This is a genomic window from Corynebacterium sp. P3-F1 (assembly GCF_030503635.1).
Taxonomy (GTDB): domain Bacteria; phylum Actinomycetota; class Actinomycetes; order Mycobacteriales; family Mycobacteriaceae; genus Corynebacterium.
Genome location: NZ_CP129965.1, coordinates 639403 through 659816, shown reverse-complemented (window position 1 = coordinate 659816; position 20414 = coordinate 639403). Strand labels below are relative to the sequence as shown.

The 20414-nt window shown below is 62.7% G+C and carries 16 protein-coding genes; 5 read left to right on the top strand and 11 right to left on the bottom strand.

The features are described 5' to 3' along the window. Positions 1–110: 110 nt before the first annotated feature. The 7 genes from lipA to sucB all read right to left on the bottom strand — a co-directional run bounded on the left by lipA (position 111) and on the right by sucB (position 10561). Complete coding sequence (gene lipA, locus QYQ98_RS03045) at positions 111–1199, bottom strand: lipoyl synthase (RefSeq protein WP_302007297.1); 1089 nt, start codon at positions 1197–1199, stop codon at positions 111–113. A gap of 60 nt (positions 1200–1259) precedes the next feature. Then, complete coding sequence (lipB, locus tag QYQ98_RS03040) at positions 1260–2000, bottom strand: lipoyl(octanoyl) transferase LipB (RefSeq protein ID WP_302007296.1); 741 nt, start codon at positions 1998–2000, stop codon at positions 1260–1262. A 48-nt stretch (positions 2001–2048) separates the two neighbouring features. Further along, the gene (gene gcvH / locus QYQ98_RS03035) at positions 2049–2438 is read right to left on the bottom strand and encodes a glycine cleavage system protein GcvH (RefSeq protein WP_302007295.1); all 390 of its coding nucleotides are present in this window, start codon (positions 2436–2438) and stop codon (positions 2049–2051) included. A gap of 2 nt (positions 2439–2440) precedes the next feature. After that, positions 2441–3535, bottom strand: a complete 1095-nt coding sequence (gene gcvT, locus QYQ98_RS03030) for a glycine cleavage system aminomethyltransferase GcvT (protein ID WP_302007294.1) — start codon at positions 3533–3535, stop codon at positions 2441–2443. A gap of 13 nt (positions 3536–3548) precedes the next feature. Next, the gene (gene gcvP, locus QYQ98_RS03025; protein WP_302007293.1) at positions 3549–6446 is read right to left on the bottom strand and encodes an aminomethyl-transferring glycine dehydrogenase; all 2898 of its coding nucleotides are present in this window, start codon (positions 6444–6446) and stop codon (positions 3549–3551) included. A gap of 62 nt (positions 6447–6508) precedes the next feature. Continuing rightward, the gene (locus tag QYQ98_RS03020; RefSeq protein ID WP_302007292.1) at positions 6509–8305 is read right to left on the bottom strand and encodes a dihydroxyacetone kinase family protein; all 1797 of its coding nucleotides are present in this window, start codon (positions 8303–8305) and stop codon (positions 6509–6511) included. A gap of 117 nt (positions 8306–8422) precedes the next feature. Then, a complete protein-coding gene (sucB, locus tag QYQ98_RS03015; RefSeq protein WP_302007291.1) occupies positions 8423–10561 on the bottom strand; it encodes a 2-oxoglutarate dehydrogenase, E2 component, dihydrolipoamide succinyltransferase in 2139 nt (712 codons plus the stop codon). A gap of 125 nt (positions 10562–10686) precedes the next feature. On the opposite strand from sucB, the gene QYQ98_RS03010 reads away from it, so the two are divergent. Beyond that, a complete protein-coding gene (locus tag QYQ98_RS03010) occupies positions 10687–11076 on the top strand; it encodes an oxidoreductase (RefSeq protein WP_302007290.1) in 390 nt (129 codons plus the stop codon). Here the strand turns inward: QYQ98_RS03010 and QYQ98_RS03005 are convergent, their stop codons facing one another. After that, positions 11077–12606 (bottom strand): leucyl aminopeptidase, encoded by a 1530-nt coding sequence (locus QYQ98_RS03005; protein ID WP_302007289.1) that lies wholly within the window; start codon positions 12604–12606, stop codon positions 11077–11079. A 117-nt stretch (positions 12607–12723) separates the two neighbouring features. Between QYQ98_RS03005 and QYQ98_RS03000 the strand changes: the two genes are divergently transcribed. Further along, positions 12724–13842: a branched-chain amino acid aminotransferase gene (locus QYQ98_RS03000; protein WP_302007288.1), complete on the top strand. Its 1119-nt coding sequence runs from the start codon at positions 12724–12726 to the stop codon at positions 13840–13842. A 7-nt stretch (positions 13843–13849) separates the two neighbouring features. Here the strand turns inward: QYQ98_RS03000 and QYQ98_RS02995 are convergent, their stop codons facing one another. Both QYQ98_RS02995 and QYQ98_RS02990 read right to left on the bottom strand, forming a co-directional pair. Beyond that, positions 13850–14893, bottom strand: coding sequence for a nicotinate-nucleotide--dimethylbenzimidazole phosphoribosyltransferase (locus QYQ98_RS02995; protein ID WP_302007287.1), 1044 nt, complete (start codon positions 14891–14893; stop codon positions 13850–13852). Between the two features lie 21 nt (positions 14894–14914). Further along, positions 14915–15673 carry a DUF3043 domain-containing protein gene (locus QYQ98_RS02990; RefSeq protein WP_302007286.1) on the bottom strand — a complete coding sequence of 253 codons (759 nt, stop codon included), beginning with the start codon at positions 15671–15673 and terminating at the stop codon, positions 14915–14917. 192 nt (positions 15674–15865) lie between these two features. On the opposite strand from QYQ98_RS02990, the gene QYQ98_RS02985 reads away from it, so the two are divergent. Then, positions 15866–16210, top strand: a complete 345-nt coding sequence (locus QYQ98_RS02985) for an iron-sulfur cluster assembly accessory protein (RefSeq protein WP_302007285.1) — start codon at positions 15866–15868, stop codon at positions 16208–16210. 125 nt (positions 16211–16335) lie between these two features. Here QYQ98_RS02985 and asnB read toward each other — a convergent pair whose 3' ends face one another. Continuing rightward, positions 16336–18258 carry an asparagine synthase (glutamine-hydrolyzing) gene (asnB, locus tag QYQ98_RS02980; protein WP_302007284.1) on the bottom strand — a complete coding sequence of 641 codons (1923 nt, stop codon included), beginning with the start codon at positions 18256–18258 and terminating at the stop codon, positions 16336–16338. 482 nt (positions 18259–18740) lie between these two features. Between asnB and QYQ98_RS02975 the strand changes: the two genes are divergently transcribed. Together QYQ98_RS02975 and QYQ98_RS02970 are read left to right on the top strand one after the other, a co-directional pair. Then, positions 18741–19826, top strand: a complete 1086-nt coding sequence (locus QYQ98_RS02975; protein ID WP_302007283.1) for a cytochrome c oxidase subunit II — start codon at positions 18741–18743, stop codon at positions 19824–19826. An 18-nt stretch (positions 19827–19844) separates the two neighbouring features. Next, on the top strand, positions 19845–20276 hold the full coding sequence (locus tag QYQ98_RS02970; protein WP_302007282.1) for a cytochrome c oxidase subunit 4: 432 nt from the start codon (positions 19845–19847) through the stop codon (positions 20274–20276). Positions 20277–20414 lie beyond the last annotated feature (138 nt).

Below are 20414 nucleotides of genomic sequence, written 5' to 3'. Positions count from 1 at the left end.
CTTTGAGAAACCAGCTACTTGGATCCAGCTATTCGATTGTTTTAGGGCGTTTAGCTGGTTCCAACTAGCTGGATCTAGCCAGGGCCTGCCAGGCCCAGGTGCCAAATGCGCTAGTTCGCCCCGATGCCTGGCATGCCGAGGGTGACGGATGGGCGACCGGCGGAGACGACTGGGGTCTCCTCCGAGGCGCCGTACTTGTTCAGCAGAGTCTCGGCCTCCTGGTCTGTGGCGCCCTGGGAGGTCTGAGCAAGGTGCTTGAGGTTCTCGGGAAGCTCGCGGCCGTGGAACTTCATAGCCTCGACGTAGAGCTTGCCGGCGCGGTAGGAAGAGCGCACGAGCGGGCCGGACATGACGGCGGCAAAGCCCATGTCGTAGGCGGCGTCGCGGTACTCGATGAATTCCTCTGGCTTCACCCAACGCTCAATCGGGTGGTACATGGGGCCGGGGCGCAGGTACTGGGTGATCGTGATGATGTCCGTGCCTGCATCGTGCATGTCGGCGAGGGCCTCGAGGACCTCCTCACGGGTCTCACCCATGCCCAAGATCAGGTTGGACTTGGTGATCAGCCCGTAGTCGCGCGCCTGGCGGATGACGTCCAAGGAGCGGTCGTAGCGGAACGCGGGACGGATGCGCTTGAAAATGCGCGGCACCGTCTCCAAGTTGTGGGCGAAGACCTCGGGCTCTGCTTCGAACACCTCCTGGAGCAGGCCCGGCTTGCCGGAAAAATCCGGGGTGAGGTTCTCTACACCGGTGTGCGGGTTGAGCTCGTGGATCTTGCGCACGACCTCGGCGTAGAGCCATGCACCCTCGTCCTCGAGGTCATCGCGGGTCACACCGGTAATGGTGGAGTAGTTCAGCTGCATCTCGCGCACTGACTCAGCGACGCGCTGCGGCTCTTCCACATCCAGCGGCTCCGGCTTGGCGGAGTTGATCTGGCAGAAATCGCAGCGACGGGAGCAGTTCGCGCCGCCGATGAGGAAGGTGGCCTCGCGGGATTCCCAGCACTCGTGAATGTTGGGGCAGCCGGCCTCTTGGCAAACGGTATGAAGGGACGCGCCCTTCACTTTCTTCCGCATGTCCTCGTATTCGGGGCCGGTTTTGACGGCGTTGCGGATCCAGCGCGGCTTGGATTCGATGGGGGTCTGCGCGTTGCGTTTTTCCACGCGGCGCAACTTGCGTCCTTCTTCTGCGACAGTCACGCATCCAACGTTAACCGTGTCCGCGCAAACGTGCGAATATCGCTGGCACGGACACCCCTTTTAGAGTCGCGCGCGTGAAATGGTGTGGTCGGCGACGCTGAGTTCGCCCGAGAATGCGCGGTCGAGGTTGCGGACGACAATCGGCGCGATTTCGTCCGGTGTGATGTCGCGCCCAGTTTCCAGGCTGAGCGTGGTCACGTCAGCGTCGTTGATGCCGCACGCGACGATGTGACTGAAATATTCGAGGGTGTTGTTGCAGTTCACGGCCAATCCATGCATGGTCACGCCGTGTGTTACACGGATGCCCAGCTGCGCGATCTTGCGGTCGCGCCGCACGCCTATCGACGGATCGTCTGCCGGCACCCACACACCCGAACGCCCCTCGATCCGGCCGGCGTCGGGGACGCCGAATTCGCGCGCGGTGACGATCAGGGCTTCCTCGATACGTCGGACGAAGTCGACCACGTCGACAGGGTCGGCGAGTTTGATGATGGGGTAGACCACCAGCTGGCCCTCGCCGTGCCATGTGATGCGCCCGCCGCGGTCCACGGTGACGACTGGTTGGCCGTTATCGGGGAGGTCCTCGGGCTGTGTGCGCTTTCCGGCGGTGTAGGTGTTGGGGTGCTGGAGCACCAGTAGCGTGTCTTCGATCTCCCCGCGGTCCCTCTGGGCGGCCAACTCCGCCTGCAGCTTCCACGTCTCCGCATAGTCCACGAGCCCCAGTTCCCGCACGTCAAGTGGGGAATCTGAGGCTCGGATGGAACGGTCGGCCGGGAAGAAAGGTTCACGAGGAGCGGTCATGCCCTACATGGTAGACCTCGTGGCTGCGCCGGTTGCGGAGAGGACTGGCTACAGTCCGTTTGCGGAACCGTACTCCTCGGCGGTCATGAGCGGGCCGGCGGACTCGACAGAGACCTCGAAAAGCCAGCCTTCGCCGAACGGGTCGTTGTTGATCGCCTCGTAGTTGTCCTCGATCTCCTCGTTCACAGCGGTGACGGTGCCGGTGACCGGGGAGTACAGGTCGGAGACGGACTTGGTGGACTCGACCTCGCCGCAGGTCTCGCCGGCGGTGACGGCGTCGCCGACGGCCGGAAGCTCAGCGAAGACGATTTCGCCGAGGCGTTCGGTGGCGACGGAGGTGATACCGACGCGCACGGTCTGGCCCTTGACGGCATCAGCGGCGGCGTTGACCCACTCGTGGTCCTCGGAGTAGGAGAAATCCTGGGGCAGATCAGACATGGCTATTTGTCCTTTCGGGTGTAGAACGGGGTCTCGCTGACGGTGTACGCGTAGCGCCTACCCCTGATTTCCACTTCCACTTTAGTGCCCGGCTCGGCGTGCGCGGGGTCAATGTGCGCGAGAGCCACGGGGTGACCCAAAGTGGGGGAGGGCTGACCGGAAGTGACCACGCCGATGCGCTCTCCGGAGCTGTTCTCGTCTGCGAGGAAGATCTCCGCTCCCTCACGTGCGGCGCGGCGCTCTTCGGAGGTCAGGCCTGCAATGACGACGGACGGCTCGCGTCCGGTCAGGGCGTTCTTGCCCACGAAGTCGGCTTCCTTCTTTGCAAAGGCGCGGCCCATGCCCGCCTCCACCGGGGTGATATCCGCGGTCAGCTCGTGGCCGTAGAGAGGCATGGATGCCTCCAGGCGAAGGGAATCGCGCGAGGCCAGGCCGCAGGAGATACCGAAGCCGATCACGGCGTCCCAGATCTTCTCGGCGTCGGCGTTCTGGCAGAACAGCTCGAAGCCGTCCTCGCCGGTGTAACCGGTGCGGGCGACGAAGACCTCTACATCGCCGTTGTCAGAGCGGAGCGTGGTCCATGCACCGGAGTAGTAGGCAAGCGGCGCCGGATCGTCGGCAAGCAACGGCGTCAACGCGTCGAGGGCACCTGGCCCCTGGACGGCGATGAGCGCGACATCCTCGGAGTCGTTGCGGATCTGAACGTCGAAGCCCTCGGTGCGTGCTTGGAACGCGGCCCACACGGTGGCGGTGTTCGCGGCGTTGGGCACGACCATGAAGTGGTCGTCGGTGAACTTGTAGGTGATCAGATCATCGAGGATACCGCCGTCTTCGTCGACGATCATGGAGTACTTCGCCTTTCCGACCTTGAGGTTGGACAGGTTGGAAATGAGCACGTAGTCGAGGTACGCGCCGGCATCAGGCCCGGTGACGTCGATCTCACCCATGTGGGATAGATCGAAGATACCCACGGCTTCACGCACGGCGCGGTGCTCTTCGAGTTCACTGCCGTACTTCAAAGGCATGGTCCAGCCACCAAAGTCGGTGAACGATGCGCCGAGCGCCTCGTGCTTGCTGTGCAGCGGGGTCTGTGGCATGGCGGTAACTCCTTTATTTGCTGTTCTCTTCGGTGACGACTGGCTCGATGATCTCCCCGTCGTCAGGATTGGCTGCCAGGTCGAATGCCTCCGGCGGCGGGCAAGCGCACACGAGGTTGCGGTCGCCGTAAGCCTCGTCGATGCGGCGGACCGGCGGGAAATACTTCGCCGTCAGCAGAGACTCGACCGGGTACGCGGCCTGCTCGCGGGTGAAGGCGTAGTCCCAGTTGGACGTGACCAGGCTGCGGGCGGTGTACGGCGCGTGGTGGATGACGGAATCCTCGTATGACACGTTGCCGTCGATGATGTCCTGGATCTCCGCGCGGATGGAGCGCATCGCGGTAATGAAGCGTTGCAGTTCCGCGATGTCCTCGGATTCGGTCGGCTCGATCATCAGCGTGCCGGCGACTGGGAATGCGAGAGTCGGTGCGTGGAAGCCATAGTCGACGAGGCGTTTTGCCACATCGGCGGCGGTCACTCCGGATTTATCGGTGATCTCGCGCAGGTCGATGATGCACTCGTGGCCAACGAGCCCAGCGTTGCCGGTGTACAGGACCGGGTAAGAGTCGTTGAGCTCGTGCGCCAGGTAGTTAGCGTTGAGGATGGCGTTGCGCGTGGCAGAGGCTAGGCCCTCGGCACCGGACATAGCGATGTAGGCCCACGAGATGGGGAGCACGCCGGCGGAACCGTAGGTGGTTGCGGCGATAGGCACTCCGGCGCCCTGCATGGCTTCCTTAGCGGCCTCTTCGCCGCTGATCTGTGGATCGGAGGGCAGGAACGGGATCAGGTGCTCACCGACGCCGATCGGGCCGATGCCCGGGCCACCTCCGCCGTGGGGGATGGTGAATGTCTTGTGCAGGTTGAGGTGGCTGACGTCGCCGCCGAAATCGCCCGGGCGCGCCAGACCGGTCAGGGCGTTCATGTTCGCCCCGTCGATGTAGACCTGACCGCCCACCGCGTGAATCTTGTCGGCCACCTGCGTGACGGTGTCTTCGTACACGCCGTGGGTGGACGGGTAGGTGATCATGATTGCGGCGACGTGCTCGCCGTACTGCTCCAGCTTTGCGTCCAGGTCGGCCATGTCGATGGAGCCGTCGTCCGCGGTCTTGACCACCACGACACGCAGGTTCGCCAAAGTCGCCGAGGCGGCGTTCGTGCCGTGCGCGGATGCCGGGATGAGGCAGATGTCGCGCTCTGTGTCCCCGTTGGCCACGTGGTAGCGGCGGATGGCCAGAAGGCCTGCCAGCTCGCCGGTCGCGCCGGAGTTGGGCTGCACGGAGACTGCGTCGTAACCGGTGATTTCCACCAGCCAGCTGGTCAGCTCATCGATGAGTTCGCGCCAGCCCTGCGTGTACTTGTCCGGCGTGAAGGGGTGGACGTTGGCGAAGCTGGGCCACGTGATCGCTTCCAGGCCCGCGGTGGGGTTGAGCTTCATCGTGCACGAACCCAGCGGGATCATCGTCCGGTCGAGAGCGAGATCCTTGTCGCCGAGTGCACGGATGTAGCGCATCATCATCGTCTCGGAGTGGTGGGTGTTGAACACTTCGTGGGTGAGCACGTCAGTCGTGCGAGCCAGTTCACCCGGCAGGTGGTTGTCTCCCTGAGGCGCAGGTTCGTCGATGATGCCGAAGCCGCCGAGGAGAGCCGCGAGATCCGCTTCCTCAGTGTCTTCACCGAAGTTGACCGCCACAGTGTCGTCGTCGATCGCGCGGGCGAGGTACCCGGACTCCGCGAGAGCGTCCACGATGCCCTGCGCACGCCCCGGCACCGTCACCGCGACAGTGTCGAAGAAGTTCTGGTGCTTGATCGTCAGGCCAGCATTGCTTATCGACGCAGCGAAGCGCCCCGCCCACTCATGCACGTCCCGCGCGATCTCGCGAAGGCCCTCCGGGCCGTGGTACACCGCGTACATCGATGCGGTGACAGCGAGCAGCGCTTGGGCTGTGCAGATATTAGAGGTCGCCTTTTCGCGGCGGATGTGCTGCTCACGGGTCTGCAGCGAGAGACGGTAGGCCGGGTAGCCCTCCGCGTCGACAGAGACTCCCACGAGGCGGCCCGGCATCTGCCGCTTGAGCTTGTCGGTGACGGCCATGTAGGCGGCGTGCGGGCCGCCGTAGAACAACGGCACACCGAAGCGCTGGGTGGTGCCGACGGCGATGTCCGCGCCGAGCTCGCCAGGGGACTCCAGCAAGAGGAGTGCCAGGGGATCGGCGGTGACGGTGGCGAGACCGCCGCGGGAGTGGATCGCCTCGATCACTGGGCGCGGGTCGACGATGTCGCCCTCGGTTCCCGGGTAGGCCAGCACAACGCCGACAAAGTCCTCGCCGACCAGGTTGGAGTCCACCGCAGCGACTTCCACTTCGAGGTCCAGAGCGCGTGCGCGCTCGGCGGCGACTGCGATGACCTGGGGGTGCAGGCGCGCATCCAGCAGCACCCGGCGGCCCTTCTTCACCGCGCGAGACATGAGGCCGATGGCTTCGGCGACCGCGGACGCTTCGTCGAGCAGCGAGGCATTGGCGATGGGCAGTCCAGTGAGATCCTGCACCATCGTCTGGAAATTGAGCAGAGCCTCCAAGCGGCCCTGGGAGATTTCCGGCTGGTAGGGGGTATACGCCGTGTACCAGCCGGCATCCTCGACCACGCCGCGGCGGATCACCGGGGGCGTGAGGGTGGAGGAGAACCCTTGGCCGTAGAAGGCCTTGAGCACCGTGTTCTTACCGGCTAGTTCCCGCAGACGATTCTGCGCCTCGTACTCCGTAAGCGGCGCCGGCAGATCAAGCGGTGCTTTGGCGAGAATGCCCGGCGGGGTTGCGGCGGTAACCAGCTCGTCGATCGAACCGTAGCCGACGGCATCCAGCATGAGCTTACGCTCGCTGTCTGTCGGGCCAATGTGGCGGGAAATGTAATCCACGACAACTAGCTCCTTTAGTCTTCAGTGTGTCACGTTCGACTATGAGTGTAGAAAATCGCGATTTAGAAATCGTCGACGGCTGCCTCACCGAATAGCCAGGTGATGGCGATTGCACCCGGGTCTGGCACATCTGCGGCGGATTCGCCCAGGTAGGACGCGCGGCCTTTCTTGGCCTGCATGCCACGGGTGGACTTGGCGCCTTCCACTGCGGGGCCGTGGATCTGCTCGAGGGCCTCGGAGATGGAGCCGGGCACGGTGCCGTCGACAAGCTTCTTCGCTTCCTTCGCGGCGGGGGCGAGCGCGTCGATCAACGTGTTGTCGCCTTCTTTCGCGCCGCCCAAGTCGGTGATGGCCTGAACACCGTTGTTGAGCCCGGCGCTGAGCGCCTTGAGGAAGTCGGCGGTGTCTGCTTCGCGGGAATCCACCTCTGCTTCGGCGAATGCATCGCCCATTTCGCGGAAAAGGGTCCCTAGCACGGCGCCGGAGGTACCGCCGGCGCGCACGAGCATCCGGTGTGCGAAGAACGAGAGAACGTCGGCATCGGTGCCTTTCAGAGGGGTCTCGATATCGCCGAACGCCGCCTCGAGATTCTGCCCGAAGTCGCCGTCGCCCGCCACGCGGTCCAGCTCCGTCAGGTCGTCGTAGGATGCTCCGAGGCGGTCAGCGAACGTGCTGAGCCATTCATTCTCGCCTCCCTCGTTCGGCGTCTCCTCGTCGTCGACCATGTGAACCGCGGTGTACTTGGGGTCTGCGACCACAGCGGGCCACGCGGGTGCGTTCGTCTCCGCGTCGAGGAGCTCCAGAATCTCGTCGTCGACCACCGAAACGGTCAAGGACACGCCCGTCATGTTCAGTGCTGTGACCAGTGTGCCCACAATGCCGCGGCGCACGGTCACTCCGCGCTCGCTGAGCTGGGAGACCGCCTCGCCGAAGATGAGGTCGAGCTCGAGGGCGCTCGTAGCTCCCAGGCCGTTGACCAAGAGCACAACATCTTCACCCTCGAGTTTGACGTCGGCGTTCTGCAGAGATTCCGTGATGCCGTCGAGCAGCTCACCCACGAGGTCGTGTGCGGTCGGCTTCTCGCCCTTGGTGGTGTCGCGGCGCTCCACACCCGGCTCGCCGTGAATGCCCACGCCGATCTCGATCTCGCCCTCGTCCAAATCGAACGTCTGGCGGTCGCTCGTGGGCAGGTGACCCGGCATAAGGGATACCGCCATGCTGCGGGACTGGTCGGCGACTCTCTGTGCTGTTTCTGCGACGGTTGCTAGGTCGTCCCCGCGGGCAGCGGATGCGCCAGCAATCTTCTCCACAATGATCGTCGCACCGGTGCCGCGGCGACCCGGGGAATCGTCTTCGTCATCGATCTCCGTGGCTGCGTCATCGGCCACGGTGACTGTGGCGACTTCACCATCGACGCTGTTCGCGGCGACGGTGAAGTTCATGACATCGCCGGTGTAGTTCTTCACCACGTGGACCACACCCTTGCCGCGGTCCGCCCACTCCGTCGCCGCCGTGATCTGGACGGCGTTCGGGGAGGTGAATAGCAGACCCGGGCAAGCGGCGTCGAGCATGCCCACGCCGATGAAGCCGGCGTGCATCGGTTCGTGTCCGGAACCCCCGCCGGAGATTACTGCGACGCGTTCGTCGTTGTCACTGTCAGCATAAGCGTCGTCAGTGAGGCCAATGAAGCCCTCACTGTGCCACTCGGCGTACGGGTGCGCGGCAACCAGTCCGCCGAGCGCCTGTTCCATGAATACAGACGGCTCGTTGCGGAAGGACTTGTAGCTGTACTTCGCCGATTTTTCTTCGGCAGAGTTGGTATCGTTGGTTGCGTTTTCGTTCTGGTCTTCCTGTGTCATGCCTTCCAGTGTATCGACTGTCGTGAACACCCGTTGACGGGATGAGAAACGGCCCGGCACCGACGGGGGAGTCAGTACCGGGCCGTGGCGACCTTCTCAGGCCTGATGGAGCTGAGCTTAGAGCTCCATGTCACCCTCGAAGTCGCCCGCTTCAATGCGGTCCTTGATGGTGGTGATGAAGCGGCCCGCATCCGCACCGTCCACGATCTGGTGGTCGTAAGTAAACGGCAGGTAGCACATCTGGCGGATGGCGATGGAGTCGATGCCGTCCTCGGTGACGATGATCGGACGCTTCACAATCGCGCCGGTGCCCAGAATGCCGGACTGCGGCGGGGTGAGAATCGGGGTGTCCAGCAGAGCGCCGGCGGAACCGATGTTGGTCACCGTGAAGGTGGCACCGGAGAGATCATCAGGGCGCAGCTTCTTGTCGCGCGCACGTGTGGCCAGGTCGGCGATTCCCTTGGCGATGTCGGCGAGGGACATGTCCTGGGTTTTCTTCAGCACCGGAACAAGCAGACCCATCGGGGTGTCAACGGCGATGCCGATGTTGACATCCTCGTGGTAGGTGATCTCCTTCGTATCCTTGTTGTAGGAGGCGTTCACGTTCGGGTGAGAAACCAGGGCCTCGGATGCGGCCTTGACGAAGAAGGCGAGGAACGTGATGTTCGCACCGTGCTTGTCCACGAAGGACGGCTTGACCTTCTTACGCAGGTCGGCGATGCGGGTGACATCGACTTCCTGGACGTGGGTGAGCTGTGCCGAGGTCTGCAGGGACTCGACCATCTTGGCCGCGGTGATCTCGCGGATGCGGTTGACCTTCTGGGTGGTGCCGATGAGGTCCTGCTTGGCCGGGTCCACAGCCTTGGAGGACCAGCGGGCGCGCGGGCCGGATGCCTGGGTTTCGGCTTCGGTGGCCGTGGTGTCCGCGGCCTTCGTGTCGGCAGCTTCGGCGCCACCCTTCGCGGAAGCACCCTCAGCAGCCGCGAGGACATCCTGCTTGCGGATGCGGCCGCCGACACCGGTGCCCTCGATGTTGTTCAGGTCCACGCCGTGCTTGTCGGCGAGCTTGCGCACCAGCGGAGTGACGTACGGAACCTTGCCGCCGTTGTTGACCTTCGCGGAGGTGTTGGTGGACTGAGTAGCCGTGCTGGTCTCGGCCTTCTTTTCAGCCTTCTTAGGCTCGGCCTTCGGCTCCTCTTCCTTCTTCGGAGCTTCCGCCTTCTCTTCCTCGACGTCCTGGTCCTCAGCGTCGTCGCTGTCCTCGGAAACAGCTGCCTCAGCGTCGCCGATGCGTGCGATGACAGCACCGACCTCGATGGTGTCATCTTCCTCGGCGAGGATCTCCAGCAGGGTGCCCTCAACCGGGGACGGGATCTCGGTGTCGACCTTGTCGGTGGAGACCTCGAGCAGCGGCTCGTCGACCTCGACCATGTCGCCCACGGACTTCAGCCAGGTGGTGATGGTGCCCTCGGTGACGGACTCGCCGAGCTCCGGCATTTCCACGTCGGTGGATTCGCCGGAGCCCTTCTTGTTGGAGGAGGAGGACTTGGAAGCGGACTTCTTCGGTGCGTCCTCCGGATTATCGCCCTCGCCAGCGGCGGAGTTGTCATCGTCGACCTCTTCGTCGGTGTCTGCGACATCCTCTTCCTCGCTGGAAGCGACGGCATCGGCATCGCCGACGCGTGCGATGACTTCGCCGACCTCGACGGTCTCATCTTCCTCAGTGAGGATCTCGACGAGAGTGCCGGCGACCGGGGACGGGATCTCGGTGTCGACCTTGTCGGTGGAGACCTCGAGCAGCGGCTCGTCGACCTCGACCTCGTCGCCGACTTCCTTTAGCCAGGTGGTGATGGTGCCCTCGGTGACGGACTCGCCGAGCTCCGGCATCTCCACGTCGGTGGCGGAACCGGAGCCGCCGGACTTCTTCGCCGGCTGGGAGTCGGCCTTCTTCTCTTCGGGCACCTCAGCTTCATCAGCCTCGTCGTCGGAGGATGCGGAGGCGCCGGACGGCTCCTCGCCCTCGTCGCCGACAAGTGCGATGACCTCGCCCACCTCGACGGTGTCGTCTTCCTCTGCCTTTATCTCCAGCAGCACGCCAGCGACCGGGGACGGGATCTCGGTGTCGACCTTGTCGGTGGAGACCTCGAGCAAAGGTTCGTCGACCTCGACGGTGTCGCCGACCGACTTCAGCCACGTGGTGATGGTGCCTTCAGTGACCGATTCGCCCAGCTCGGGCATCTCTACAGAGTGAGCCATGGTTGTTGAGTCTCCTCAAAAATTGCAGACATTAATTCGTTTCCAGCGTACCCGCTTAGTGGCATACGTGCGCTCGCGGATGACCGCAATGGGGTGTGTTCCGTGTCGCCTATAAAATGTGGTGAGTGTTCAACATCTTCGGATCTCGGAAAAGCAATTCGCCGATCAAGCCTCCCCGCGGCCCCGGCGACACCGTGCGACCTGAAGATGTCCAATATCTCAAGCAGTGGGCGGACCAGCATGGTTTCGTCGAGGGTTTTGTGGAGCCGGAGACCCTAGTCAACGAGATGTCCGTAGTCCTAGTGGCGGAAAACGGCGAATTCACGCGCCGGCGCATCGGGGGCCCGAAGGGGATTGACGCAGTCAGCAAAGCACTGGGCATCCTGCTTTACGACGTTGAGGAGACCGGCTACCCCGACCGCATGCGTAAACGGATGGAGCAGGACCGAATCCTGCGCAGGCGCGCCGAGCAGCGGGAGCGCCGCGCCCGGTTCGAGCGCGGGGATGAACTCTGACTAGATCAGTCCGCTAATCGTCTCCACGAGCGTGCGGACGGGAACACCCGTTGCCCGGGAGGGGGTGAAGCCGTAAGCGCCGCCGGTGTTCCAGGCGGGGCTGGCGACATCGACGTGGGCCCATTCGATGCCGTCGCCGATAAAACGTGAGAGGTAGGTGCCGGCGAATTCCATGCCGCCGAAGCGGTCGCTATTGGCGTTCTTGACGTCGGCGACTTTCGAGGCGATCTCCTCCTCGTGTTCTTCAAGGAGCGGCATGGCCCAGCCGGGCTCGTCGATGCGTTGGCCGTTGTCCGCGATGCGGTCGCGCAGCTTGTCGCTTCCCATGACGCCGAAAGTGCGTTTACCCAGCGCCACCATCTGGGCTCCGGTGAGCGTCGAAGTCTCGATCAAGTGGGTGGGGGAGTCCTCGCAGGCGCGGACGATGGCATCCGCGAGGACGAGGCGCCCCTCAGCGTCAGTGTTGATGACTTCACTGGTGATGCCCCCATAATGGGTGATCACGTCACCGGGGCGCTGCGCGGAACCGGACGGCATATTCTCCGCCAACGGCATCCACGCATCCAGGCGGACCGGAAGGTCGAGTGCGGCGACCGCGCATGCCGTGGCTAGGACTGCGGCGGAACCGCCCATGTCCATGACCATCTGTTCCATGCCGGAAGCGGGCTTGATGGAGATGCCGCCGGAGTCGAAAGTGATGCCTTTGCCCACCAAGGCGACCGAGGTCTCCACAGATGCTGTGTCCGGTGCCCACGTCAGGTGCACGAGGCGAGGCGGGTGTGCGGAGCCTTGGCCGACAGCCGTGATCCCGCCGAAGCCTTGGTCCCGGAGTTGCTCCTCATCCAGGATCTCCACGTCAAGCCCAGCGGATGCGGCGATCTGCTCCGCATATCTGGCGTAGATCTCCGGGTAGAGCAGATTCGACGGGGTGTTGACCAAGTCGCGGGCCAAGGCGACCGCATGTCCGATGGTCGCGGCGCGCTCGAACTCTTCTCGTTCCTGTTCGTGTCCGAGGCCGATCACGGTGATCTGCGGGGCGGAGTCGGCGGTGTCGAAATCATCGGCGGCAATGTTAGTGGTTTCGGTGGCATCCACGTCGGCACTGGCCTGTGTTTTCAATCCGGAATAGGAGTAGCCACCCAGCAGCAGGCCCTCGACGGTGGGGGCGACACCGAACTCGCTGGACACCACGGCGCGGTCGATTCCCTTCAGCGACCGCGCCGCCGCGCCCATCGCGCGTCGCACGGAGGAGTCGGAAGTGTCCTCGCCGAGACCAACGGCGACATAAAGGACACCGTCTACAACGACCCGGGTGGTCTCCCCGAGTGCGCAGGTAGTGCCCACCGCTTCCAGCGCCTCCAACAGTCCGTCGCGGGTGAGAGTGGACACCGGCAGCTCAAGGGCGTCGCCCTGGACGACGGGGATGAGCCGGGCTGCGCCGTCGATAAGCGCGGCCTCGGCGGAAGCTGCGAAGTCTACGCGCGGCAGGAGACCGTGGGAAGGGAGGACACCGGTGGTGTGGGAAAGCATTGAACGCACACTCCTTCTTGCAAGACGTTAACTACGTGCGAATCCGGGGCCCGATCCTACGTGAGCGCGGGAGTGCCCACGGTTGAGCGTCACCGTGCGGGCGTATGCTGGGGCACCATGACGAACTTGGAATTCACCGTGAAGATGAACGAGAATCCGGCGAGCGAAGAGCAGCGCGCCGAAATTCTCAAGAACCCGAAATTCGGCGAGAAATTCACCGATCACATGGTGGCCATCGACTGGTCTGAGGACGAAGGCTGGCACAACGCCCGCGTCGAGCCGTACGCGCCGATCGAATTCGACCCGGCGTCCATGGTCTTCCACTACGGCCAGGCGATCTTCGAGGGTCTGAAGGCGTACCGCCAGCCGGACGGATCCATCGCGACATTTCGGCCGGAGCAGAACGCGCGACGCATGCAGAATTCTGCTGAGCGTTTAGCCATGCCGGATCTGCCCGAGGAACTCTTCGTGGAATCCCTGCGCCAGATCGTCGACATCGACGAGGCCTGGGTGCCGGAGGCTGGCGGCGAAGCAGCCCTGTACCTGCGTCCGTTCATGATCTCCACGGAGATCAGCCTCGGCGTGAAGCCGGCCAGCACCTACACTTACTACGTCATCGCGTCCCCGGCCGGCGCTTACTTCTCCGGAGGCATCAAGCCGGTCAAGGTGTGGATCTCCGAGGACTACGTCCGCGCCGCGCCGGGTGGAACAGGTGCCGCTAAATTCGCGGGCAACTACGCGGCGTCCCTCCTCGCGCAGGCACAGGCCCAGGAGCAGGGCTGCGACCAGGTCGTGTGGCTGGATGCGATCGAGCGGACATATATCGAGGAAATGGGCGGCATGAATCTCATGTTCGTCTACGGCTCGGGAGATGGCGACGGGAACGTCAAGCTTGTCACACCGGAGCTGTCCGGCTCTCTGCTGCCCGGCATCACGCGCGACTCCCTGCTTCAGGTTGCACAAGACCTGGGGTACGAGACGGAGGAGCTGCGCATTTCGGTCGAAGACTGGAAGAACGATGTTGCGAAGGGGAAGATGACCGAATCCTTCGCGTGCGGCACCGCGGCCGTAATCACTCCGGTCGGCCACATCGTAGGCAACGACATCGACTTCACCGTCAACGACAATGAGGCGGGCGATGTCACCATGGCTCTGCGCGAGCGCCTGACCAAGATTCAGCGCGGCGAGGTCGAGGACACCCACGGCTGGGTCCACACGCTCATCCCAGCACCGTAGTTAGCGCTTATCGAAGTTTCACGGGGCCGGCATCATCGCCTGCCCCGTTTTGCGTATACATCTCGTCTCCGACCAGCTCTACCGCCGATGCGATCAACGGGAGCACTGCGGCACCGCCGGCGCCTTGGCCCGTGGTCATGTCGAGGGCAGCCACAGGGGTCAGATCGAGTGCGTGCAGACACACCTTATGGCACGGCTCCGGTGTCAGTTGGCTGGCGATCAGCCACTCCTTCACACCGGAGGCGAGCCGCTCGGCGGCGTAGGCGGCGGCGGAGGGGAACGCTCCGTCGATAAGCACGGGCGTGCGCCGCACCGCACATTGCGCAATGAACGCTGTCAGCGCAACGAAATCCGGCGAAGAAATTCGGCGCATCACTTCCGCGACATTATCGTGGGCGTCACGAGCGCGGAACATCGCGTCGCGTACCGCAGCGATCTTGATTTTCCAGATCTCGTCGTTGATTCCACTTCCACGACCGACGGCCATCACAGGCTCGGTGAAGGTGAGAGTGCCCACAACAGCGGCGGCCACGGTGGTGTTGGCCACCCCGATATCGCCAGGTATGACGATGCCACATCCGGCATCGACCGCGGTGTCTGCGACCTTTTTGCCGAGCTCCGCGGAGTTAGCGAATTGTTCATCGCTCATCGCGTCTTCGACATCGATTGCCCCGGAGCCCCGACTGATGAGCGATTCCGGCGCATCCACGCTGACGCGCACCAGCTCCACTGATGCCCCAGCCGCGCGCGCCAGCGTGTTCACGGGGGCCGCGCCCGCGGCAACCTCGTCGGCCTGCAGAGCGGAGGCATCTGGAGTGAACGCGGAGACACCTCGCCGAGCGATCCCGTGGTCGCCCGCGAAAACGACGATGCGCGGAGATACGACCGCACGAGGAGGAGCTTCGCCTTGGCGGCCGGCGACCCACGCACCGACGGAAGCGAGGCGGCCGAAAGACACGCCGCGCGGGTTTTCGGTCATGGCGGCGAGGACGCTCGCCTCAACAGCCCTATCCGGCAGCGGTACCTGGTCGAATTCCAATGAAACGCTCATGGTCGTGCCTGTCGTTCGAGGTTAAATCTTGGTGCCAGCTTCTACCCGTGGCTTTGGTGTGCGCCAACCGCGCGGCTGCGACGCGCGCGAGTAGGCATACATACCCAGCCCGAACCCAGTCTCGTCAGTATCGGGGAATTTCTCGCGCACGGCCCGGTTGGCTCGGCGGCCGATGAGGACGATCTCCACGAAGATGCCGATGATGAACACCATCGAAATGAGCGAGAGAATCTCAGCCACGCGCGGCAAGAAAATGCCAATGATCATGATGGCGAGCAGAACCACCATGGCCGGCAGCATGTAGTTGGACAAGAAGCGGCGCGAATCCACCCAATCGCGGACGTAACGACGGATCTCACCCTTGTCGCGGTCCATTAGGTAGCGCTCCTCGCCCGCATCCATGCGGGCCTGGATCTCCTTGTTCTGCTCGCGCCGCTCCTGCCGCTCCTTCTTCTTGTAGTCCTTCCATTCCTCCTTGGACATGGACGACTTCAGTTCTTTGCGCTTTTGCGCCTGCTGCGGTTTGGACATCGCGTTCGGGTCGCGGACGACACCGCGCTTGACCTCCTGGTCGTGGCGTTTCGGTGTCGGGCGGCCCTTTGGCGGGGTGTAACCCTTCGGCAGCGGCTTGCCGTCCTCGCCGACGTTCTTCTTCGCCGTCTGCCCAGCTTCGCTTGTGAAAGGCTTCGAGCTCCCGCCGAGGTCGAGCTTGGTGGAGCCGCCGTTAGCGGCCGCGTCATCGGCCGCAGGGGCATCGGATTTCTGCCAAGGAAGTTTCACGCACTCTAGGCTACAAAACACTGACGTGCAGGTGGGAATACGGGTGCAGTAGGTGACGTTATGGGTAATCAGAAGCACTGGTTTCAGCCTAAACGGTCTGTGAACAGCGCAAGTTAGGGTGTACTAGCATCCAGGTGCCGGCCCGGAGTAGGCTCGGTCCCCAACACGATTCGTAGGCAAGGAGAAACGATCATGACTGCACCGACTTCCGCAACCGGCGTGAAGCTCACAGAAGCAGCCGCTGCAAAGGCGAAGGCGCTGCTGGATCAGGAAGGACGCAACGACCTGTCCCTGCGCATCGCCGTTCAGCCGGGCGGCTGCGCCGGGCTGCGTTACCAACTCTACTTCGACGACCGTGACCTCGAAGGGGACAGGGCCGATGTCATCGGTGGTGTCCGTCTCGTGGTGGACAAAATGAGCGTCCCCTATCTGATGGGCGCCGAGATCGACTTCGCTGACACGATCGAGCAGCAGGGTTTCACCATCGATAACCCGAACGCAGGCGGGTCTTGCGCTTGCGGTGACTCCTTCAACTAAAGAGGAGAACTTTGCGCGAATGCCCCTCCGCTGGAAGCAGCGGAGGGCGGCAGAATGAGAAAAGGGAGCGCCCCAGTTGATCGGGGCACTCCCTTTCTGTTGAAACGATGGGCCGAGTACGGCGGCTAGAGATCCACCGGGTACTCGCGGTGCTCGATACCCGGATCGATGCGCTGCTCGACAAAGACGCCGTGCCAGATCATGAATGCCAACACGGTCCACAGACGACGTGAGTGATCGGAAACTCTGTCGCGGTGCTCTCTCAGCATCTCGAGGACCTCGGGTTTGTTGAAGATCTCGTCGGTCAGGGACTCCCGAATAGTCTCTTCGGCCCAGCCGTAGAGCTCGTCGCCCGCAAGCCAGTGGCGCATAGGTACGGGGAAACCGAGCTTCTTGCGGTTCAGGACATGCGGCGGAACGATCTGCTCCATGGCCTTGCGTAGCGCGTACTTTGTGGTTCCGTGGGAGATCTTCAGATCTGCCGGGATGGTTTCTGCGACGGCGAAGACCTCCTTATCCAAGAACGGCACGCGCAGCTCGAGGGAGTGTGCCATGTTGATCTTGTCTGCCTTGACCAAGATGTCGCCGCGCATCCAGGTGAACAAGTCGAGGTGCTGCATGCGCGCGACAGGATCCATGTCCTGCGAGCGGGCGTAGATCGGGGCGGTCACTTCGCGGTGATCCCATTCTGGCTTTGCCCACGGGAGAACGCGTCGCAACTGGTCGTAATTGAAGGAGCGGGCGTTGCCGTAATAGCGGGTTTCCATCGGTGAGGTGCCACGTTCGAGAAGAGACTTACCCTTCATTCCTTCCGGCAGAATCCGACCCAATTTGTTCAGTCCTTTGAGCAACGGGTCAGGCATCTTCTCGAAGGGTGCGAGCGACAAAGGCTCCTTATAAATGGTGTATCCACCGAAGAGTTCGTCGGCTCCTTCGCCTGAAAGCACCACCTTGACGTGCTTGCGAGCCTCCTGCGCGACAAAGAACAACGGAACGAGGGAAGGGTCCGCGACGGGGTCATCGAGGTACCACATGATCTTCGGGATCGCGTCCGCATACTCCTCAGGGGAGACGACTTTGACGATGTGCTCGACGCCGATCGCTTCAGCGGATTCGGCGGCGACATCCACCTCGGAGTACCCCTCGCGTTCGAAGCCCGTGGTGAAGGTCAAAAGATTCGGGTTGTGGCGCTTGGCAAGCGTCGCGATCGCTGTCGAGTCGATACCGCCGGAGAGGAAGGAGCCGACGGTAACGTCAGCACGCATATGCTTTGCGACGGAATCTTCCAGCGCCCCGGCGATCTTGGTGAACAGTTCCTCCTCTTTGTCCTTGGGCACAGGAAGAACATTGAACTGCGGGTTGAAGTAACGCTGCGCTTCGACCTGGCCACCGGGAGTGAGAGTGGCGGTGCAGCCGGATTCGAGGCGGCGAATCGAGCTGTGCAGAGATTCAGGCTCGGGAACGTACTGCAGGTCGACATAATGCTCGATGGCACGACGGTCCAGGCTGAGGTCTAGACCGAGCTGAGGTGCCATTTCCAGGAGGGCCTTTTTCTCGGAAGAGAAGACGGTGCCTGACTCAGTGGTGGCGTAGTACAGAGGCTTGATTCCGAATTGGTCGCGGGCGGCAAACATCGTTCGGGTCTCGGTGTCCCAGATAACGAAGGCGAACATGCCGCGAAGATGCTTGACCACTTCGGGGCCCCAGTGGTGGTAGCCGACGACAATGGTCTCCGAATCGCCCCCTGTGTTGAAGTCGAGTCCTGCGGCCGTCAGCTCCTCGCGCAACTCGACGTAGTTGTAAATCTCGCCGTTGAAAGTCAGGGCGTAACGTTCCGGATTCTCGGCCGGGCCCCAACGTAGCGGCTGGTGGGAATGCTCGAGGTCGATGATGGCGAGGCGATTGAAACCGAAGAGGGCGTCCTCGTCGTGCCATGTACCGGCAGCATCGGGGCCGCGGTGATAGAAGCATGGGAGAGCTCGCTCCGCTGCATCCGCGAACTCGGAAGCGTTGGAGGTGCTTGTCAGCATGGCGAGAAGACCGCACATGGGAATGACTCCTTAGATGGTCATTTAAGGAAAACGTTTTCAGCCCTACCCACAATAAAGCCCGGATGGACCACCGCCGGAATTGGCGACCATCCGCGTGGCGCGATGCCAGGGGTCGCGCCGGGGAAGGACTGTACGAGGGGCCACCTTTAGCCCGTCCCCAATAGGGGTGCAACTTCCGGTTGATATTCAGGCCGAATTATGTGACTGCTGACACACATGAGGAGGAGGGCGGTGGCTACGGGGCACGGTCATAGCAGGTAACCAGCGGGTAATGGGATTGTCGTCGGGCCGGCTTAGGTAGGCGGGCTGGACTGCCTGAACATGCGAACCCCGGCAGGTTAGGAACGGCGCGCAGATAATCTATTCTGACTGGGTAGGAATATTCTGCTGTCCTCTCCCGTGGCTGGAATCCAGTTGGGGCGGAGACATGAAGAGTATTCACAGCTTTTTCGTTTGTGTGGACAGGAAGGCAGACACACGTGGATACGGCAAAGAACCGTGGCCTGGCCAAGAAGATCGGAGTCGCAGGCGTGCTCGCGCTCAGCACTCTCGGTCTCGCTGGCTGTGAGGCTGAACCGCCGAGCGCATTGTCGAACTTGCTCGACATGGGCTGGCCGGACCCCGTCACCCCCGAAGGTGCAGGCTTGTACAACTTCTGGGTGTGGGTCTGGCTGGCGGCCTGGATCATCGGCATCATTATGTGGGGCATCTTCCTTTACGGCATCTTTGCCTGGGGTGGGAAGCGCCGCCAGAAGCAGGGCGCCGGGGAATTCCCGAAGCAGCTGCAGTACAACGTTCCGTTGGAGCTGGGACTGACCATTGTTCCGATCATTATTGTGATGGTCCTGTTCTTCTTCACCGTTCAGGCTCAGACCAAGGTCACTGCCCTGGATAAGGAACCGGAAGTCACCGTCGACGTCACCGGCTTCCAGTGGAACTGGAAGTTCGGTTACGCGCAGGTCGGTGCTGATCTTTCCCCGACGGGCTCCGATTATGACGGGGCGGACCTGGAGCGTCAAAAGCTGGCTGACGAGTCGAAGTACGACGATGACGACGTGCACAACGCGAACCCGATTCACGGTCATTCCATGTCAGACAAGTCCTACTTGAACTACAACAAGATCGAGACAGTGGGCACCACTGAGGAGGTCCCGGTTCTGGTCCTCCCGACGGACACTCCGATCGAGTTCCGCTTGGCGTCCGGCGACGTGTCCCACGCTTTCTGGGTCCCGGAGTTCCTGTTCAAACGCGACGTCTACTCCCACCCAGAGGCGAACCAGCAGGAACGTCGCTTCCAAATTGAAGAGATCAGCAAGGAAGGCGCCTTCGTCGGCCGCTGTGCTGAGATGTGCGGTACCTACCACTCCATGATGAACTTCGAGATCCGCGCGGTCTCCCCGGATAGGTTCCGCGACTACATGCGGTTCCGCGAACAGAACCCGAATGCGGCTAACTCCGAGGCCCTCGCATCCATTGGCGAAGAGCCCTTTGCAACGTCCACCCGTCCGTTCAACTCCGACCGAACCGGAACCCGCGACGGCGACAACGCCGTGCAGAACGTCTAAGAGAGGCTAGGAAAAGCAATGGGAACTGGAGCAAAAGTTTTCTACGCCAACGGCGTCTTTCTGACCATCATGGCGGTGTTGTACGCATTCGCCACGAATTTCGTCGGCGATGATGCCTACCTGTACGGCTACGAATGGGCCGGCGGCGTCGCGCTCATCTTGGCCTCGGCCTTCTCGTTCATGCTCGGTGGCTACCTGAACTTCACGGAAAAGCGCAGCGACGTTCTTCCGGAGGACTGGGAGGAAGCTGAGGTTGAAGACGGGGCAGGTGTTCTGGGCTTCTTCTCGCCGGGCTCGATCTGGCCGCTCGCAATGACCGGCGGCATCTGCCTCATGGCCTTCGGCATCGCCTTCTGGCAGCTGTGGCTGCTGGCTGTCGGATCTGTCATCTTGATCTGGGCGACCACCAAGCTGAACCTGCAGTACGGCATTCCGCGCGAAAAGCACTAGCAGTCAACGCCTTCCGCTAGAAGCGCACCCCCGCACCGATAATGGTGCGGGGGAATTTTCGTTGTTGGCGGTAGGCCACATAGCGACCGCGCCGAAACGGGGGTCAACCGAAAGTAGGGGAGAGTTCGTGTTTTCGCT

Excerpts from the sequence above, each read along its gene's own strand:
- QYQ98_RS02970 (WP_302007282.1), top strand. The coding sequence starts at position 19,845 with ATGGGAACTGGAGCAAAAGTTTTCTACGCCAACGGCGTCTTTCTGACC.
- gcvH (WP_302007295.1), bottom strand. The coding sequence starts at position 2,438 with ATGTCTGATCTGCCCCAGGATTTCTCCTACTCCGAGGACCACGAGTGG.
- gcvT (WP_302007294.1), bottom strand. The coding sequence starts at position 3,535 with ATGCCACAGACCCCGCTGCACAGCAAGCACGAGGCGCTCGGCGCATCG.
- QYQ98_RS03020 (WP_302007292.1), bottom strand. The coding sequence starts at position 8,305 with ATGACACAGGAAGACCAGAACGAAAACGCAACCAACGATACCAACTCT.
- sucB (WP_302007291.1), bottom strand. The coding sequence starts at position 10,561 with ATGGCTCACTCTGTAGAGATGCCCGAGCTGGGCGAATCGGTCACTGAA.
- asnB (WP_302007284.1), bottom strand. The coding sequence starts at position 18,258 with ATGTGCGGTCTTCTCGCCATGCTGACAAGCACCTCCAACGCTTCCGAG.
- lipB (WP_302007296.1), bottom strand. The coding sequence starts at position 2,000 with ATGACCGCTCCTCGTGAACCTTTCTTCCCGGCCGACCGTTCCATCCGA.
- QYQ98_RS03005 (WP_302007289.1), bottom strand. The coding sequence starts at position 12,606 with ATGCTTTCCCACACCACCGGTGTCCTCCCTTCCCACGGTCTCCTGCCG.
- QYQ98_RS03000 (WP_302007288.1), top strand. The coding sequence starts at position 12,724 with ATGACGAACTTGGAATTCACCGTGAAGATGAACGAGAATCCGGCGAGC.
- QYQ98_RS02995 (WP_302007287.1), bottom strand. The coding sequence starts at position 14,893 with ATGAGCGTTTCATTGGAATTCGACCAGGTACCGCTGCCGGATAGGGCT.
- QYQ98_RS02985 (WP_302007285.1), top strand. The coding sequence starts at position 15,866 with ATGACTGCACCGACTTCCGCAACCGGCGTGAAGCTCACAGAAGCAGCC.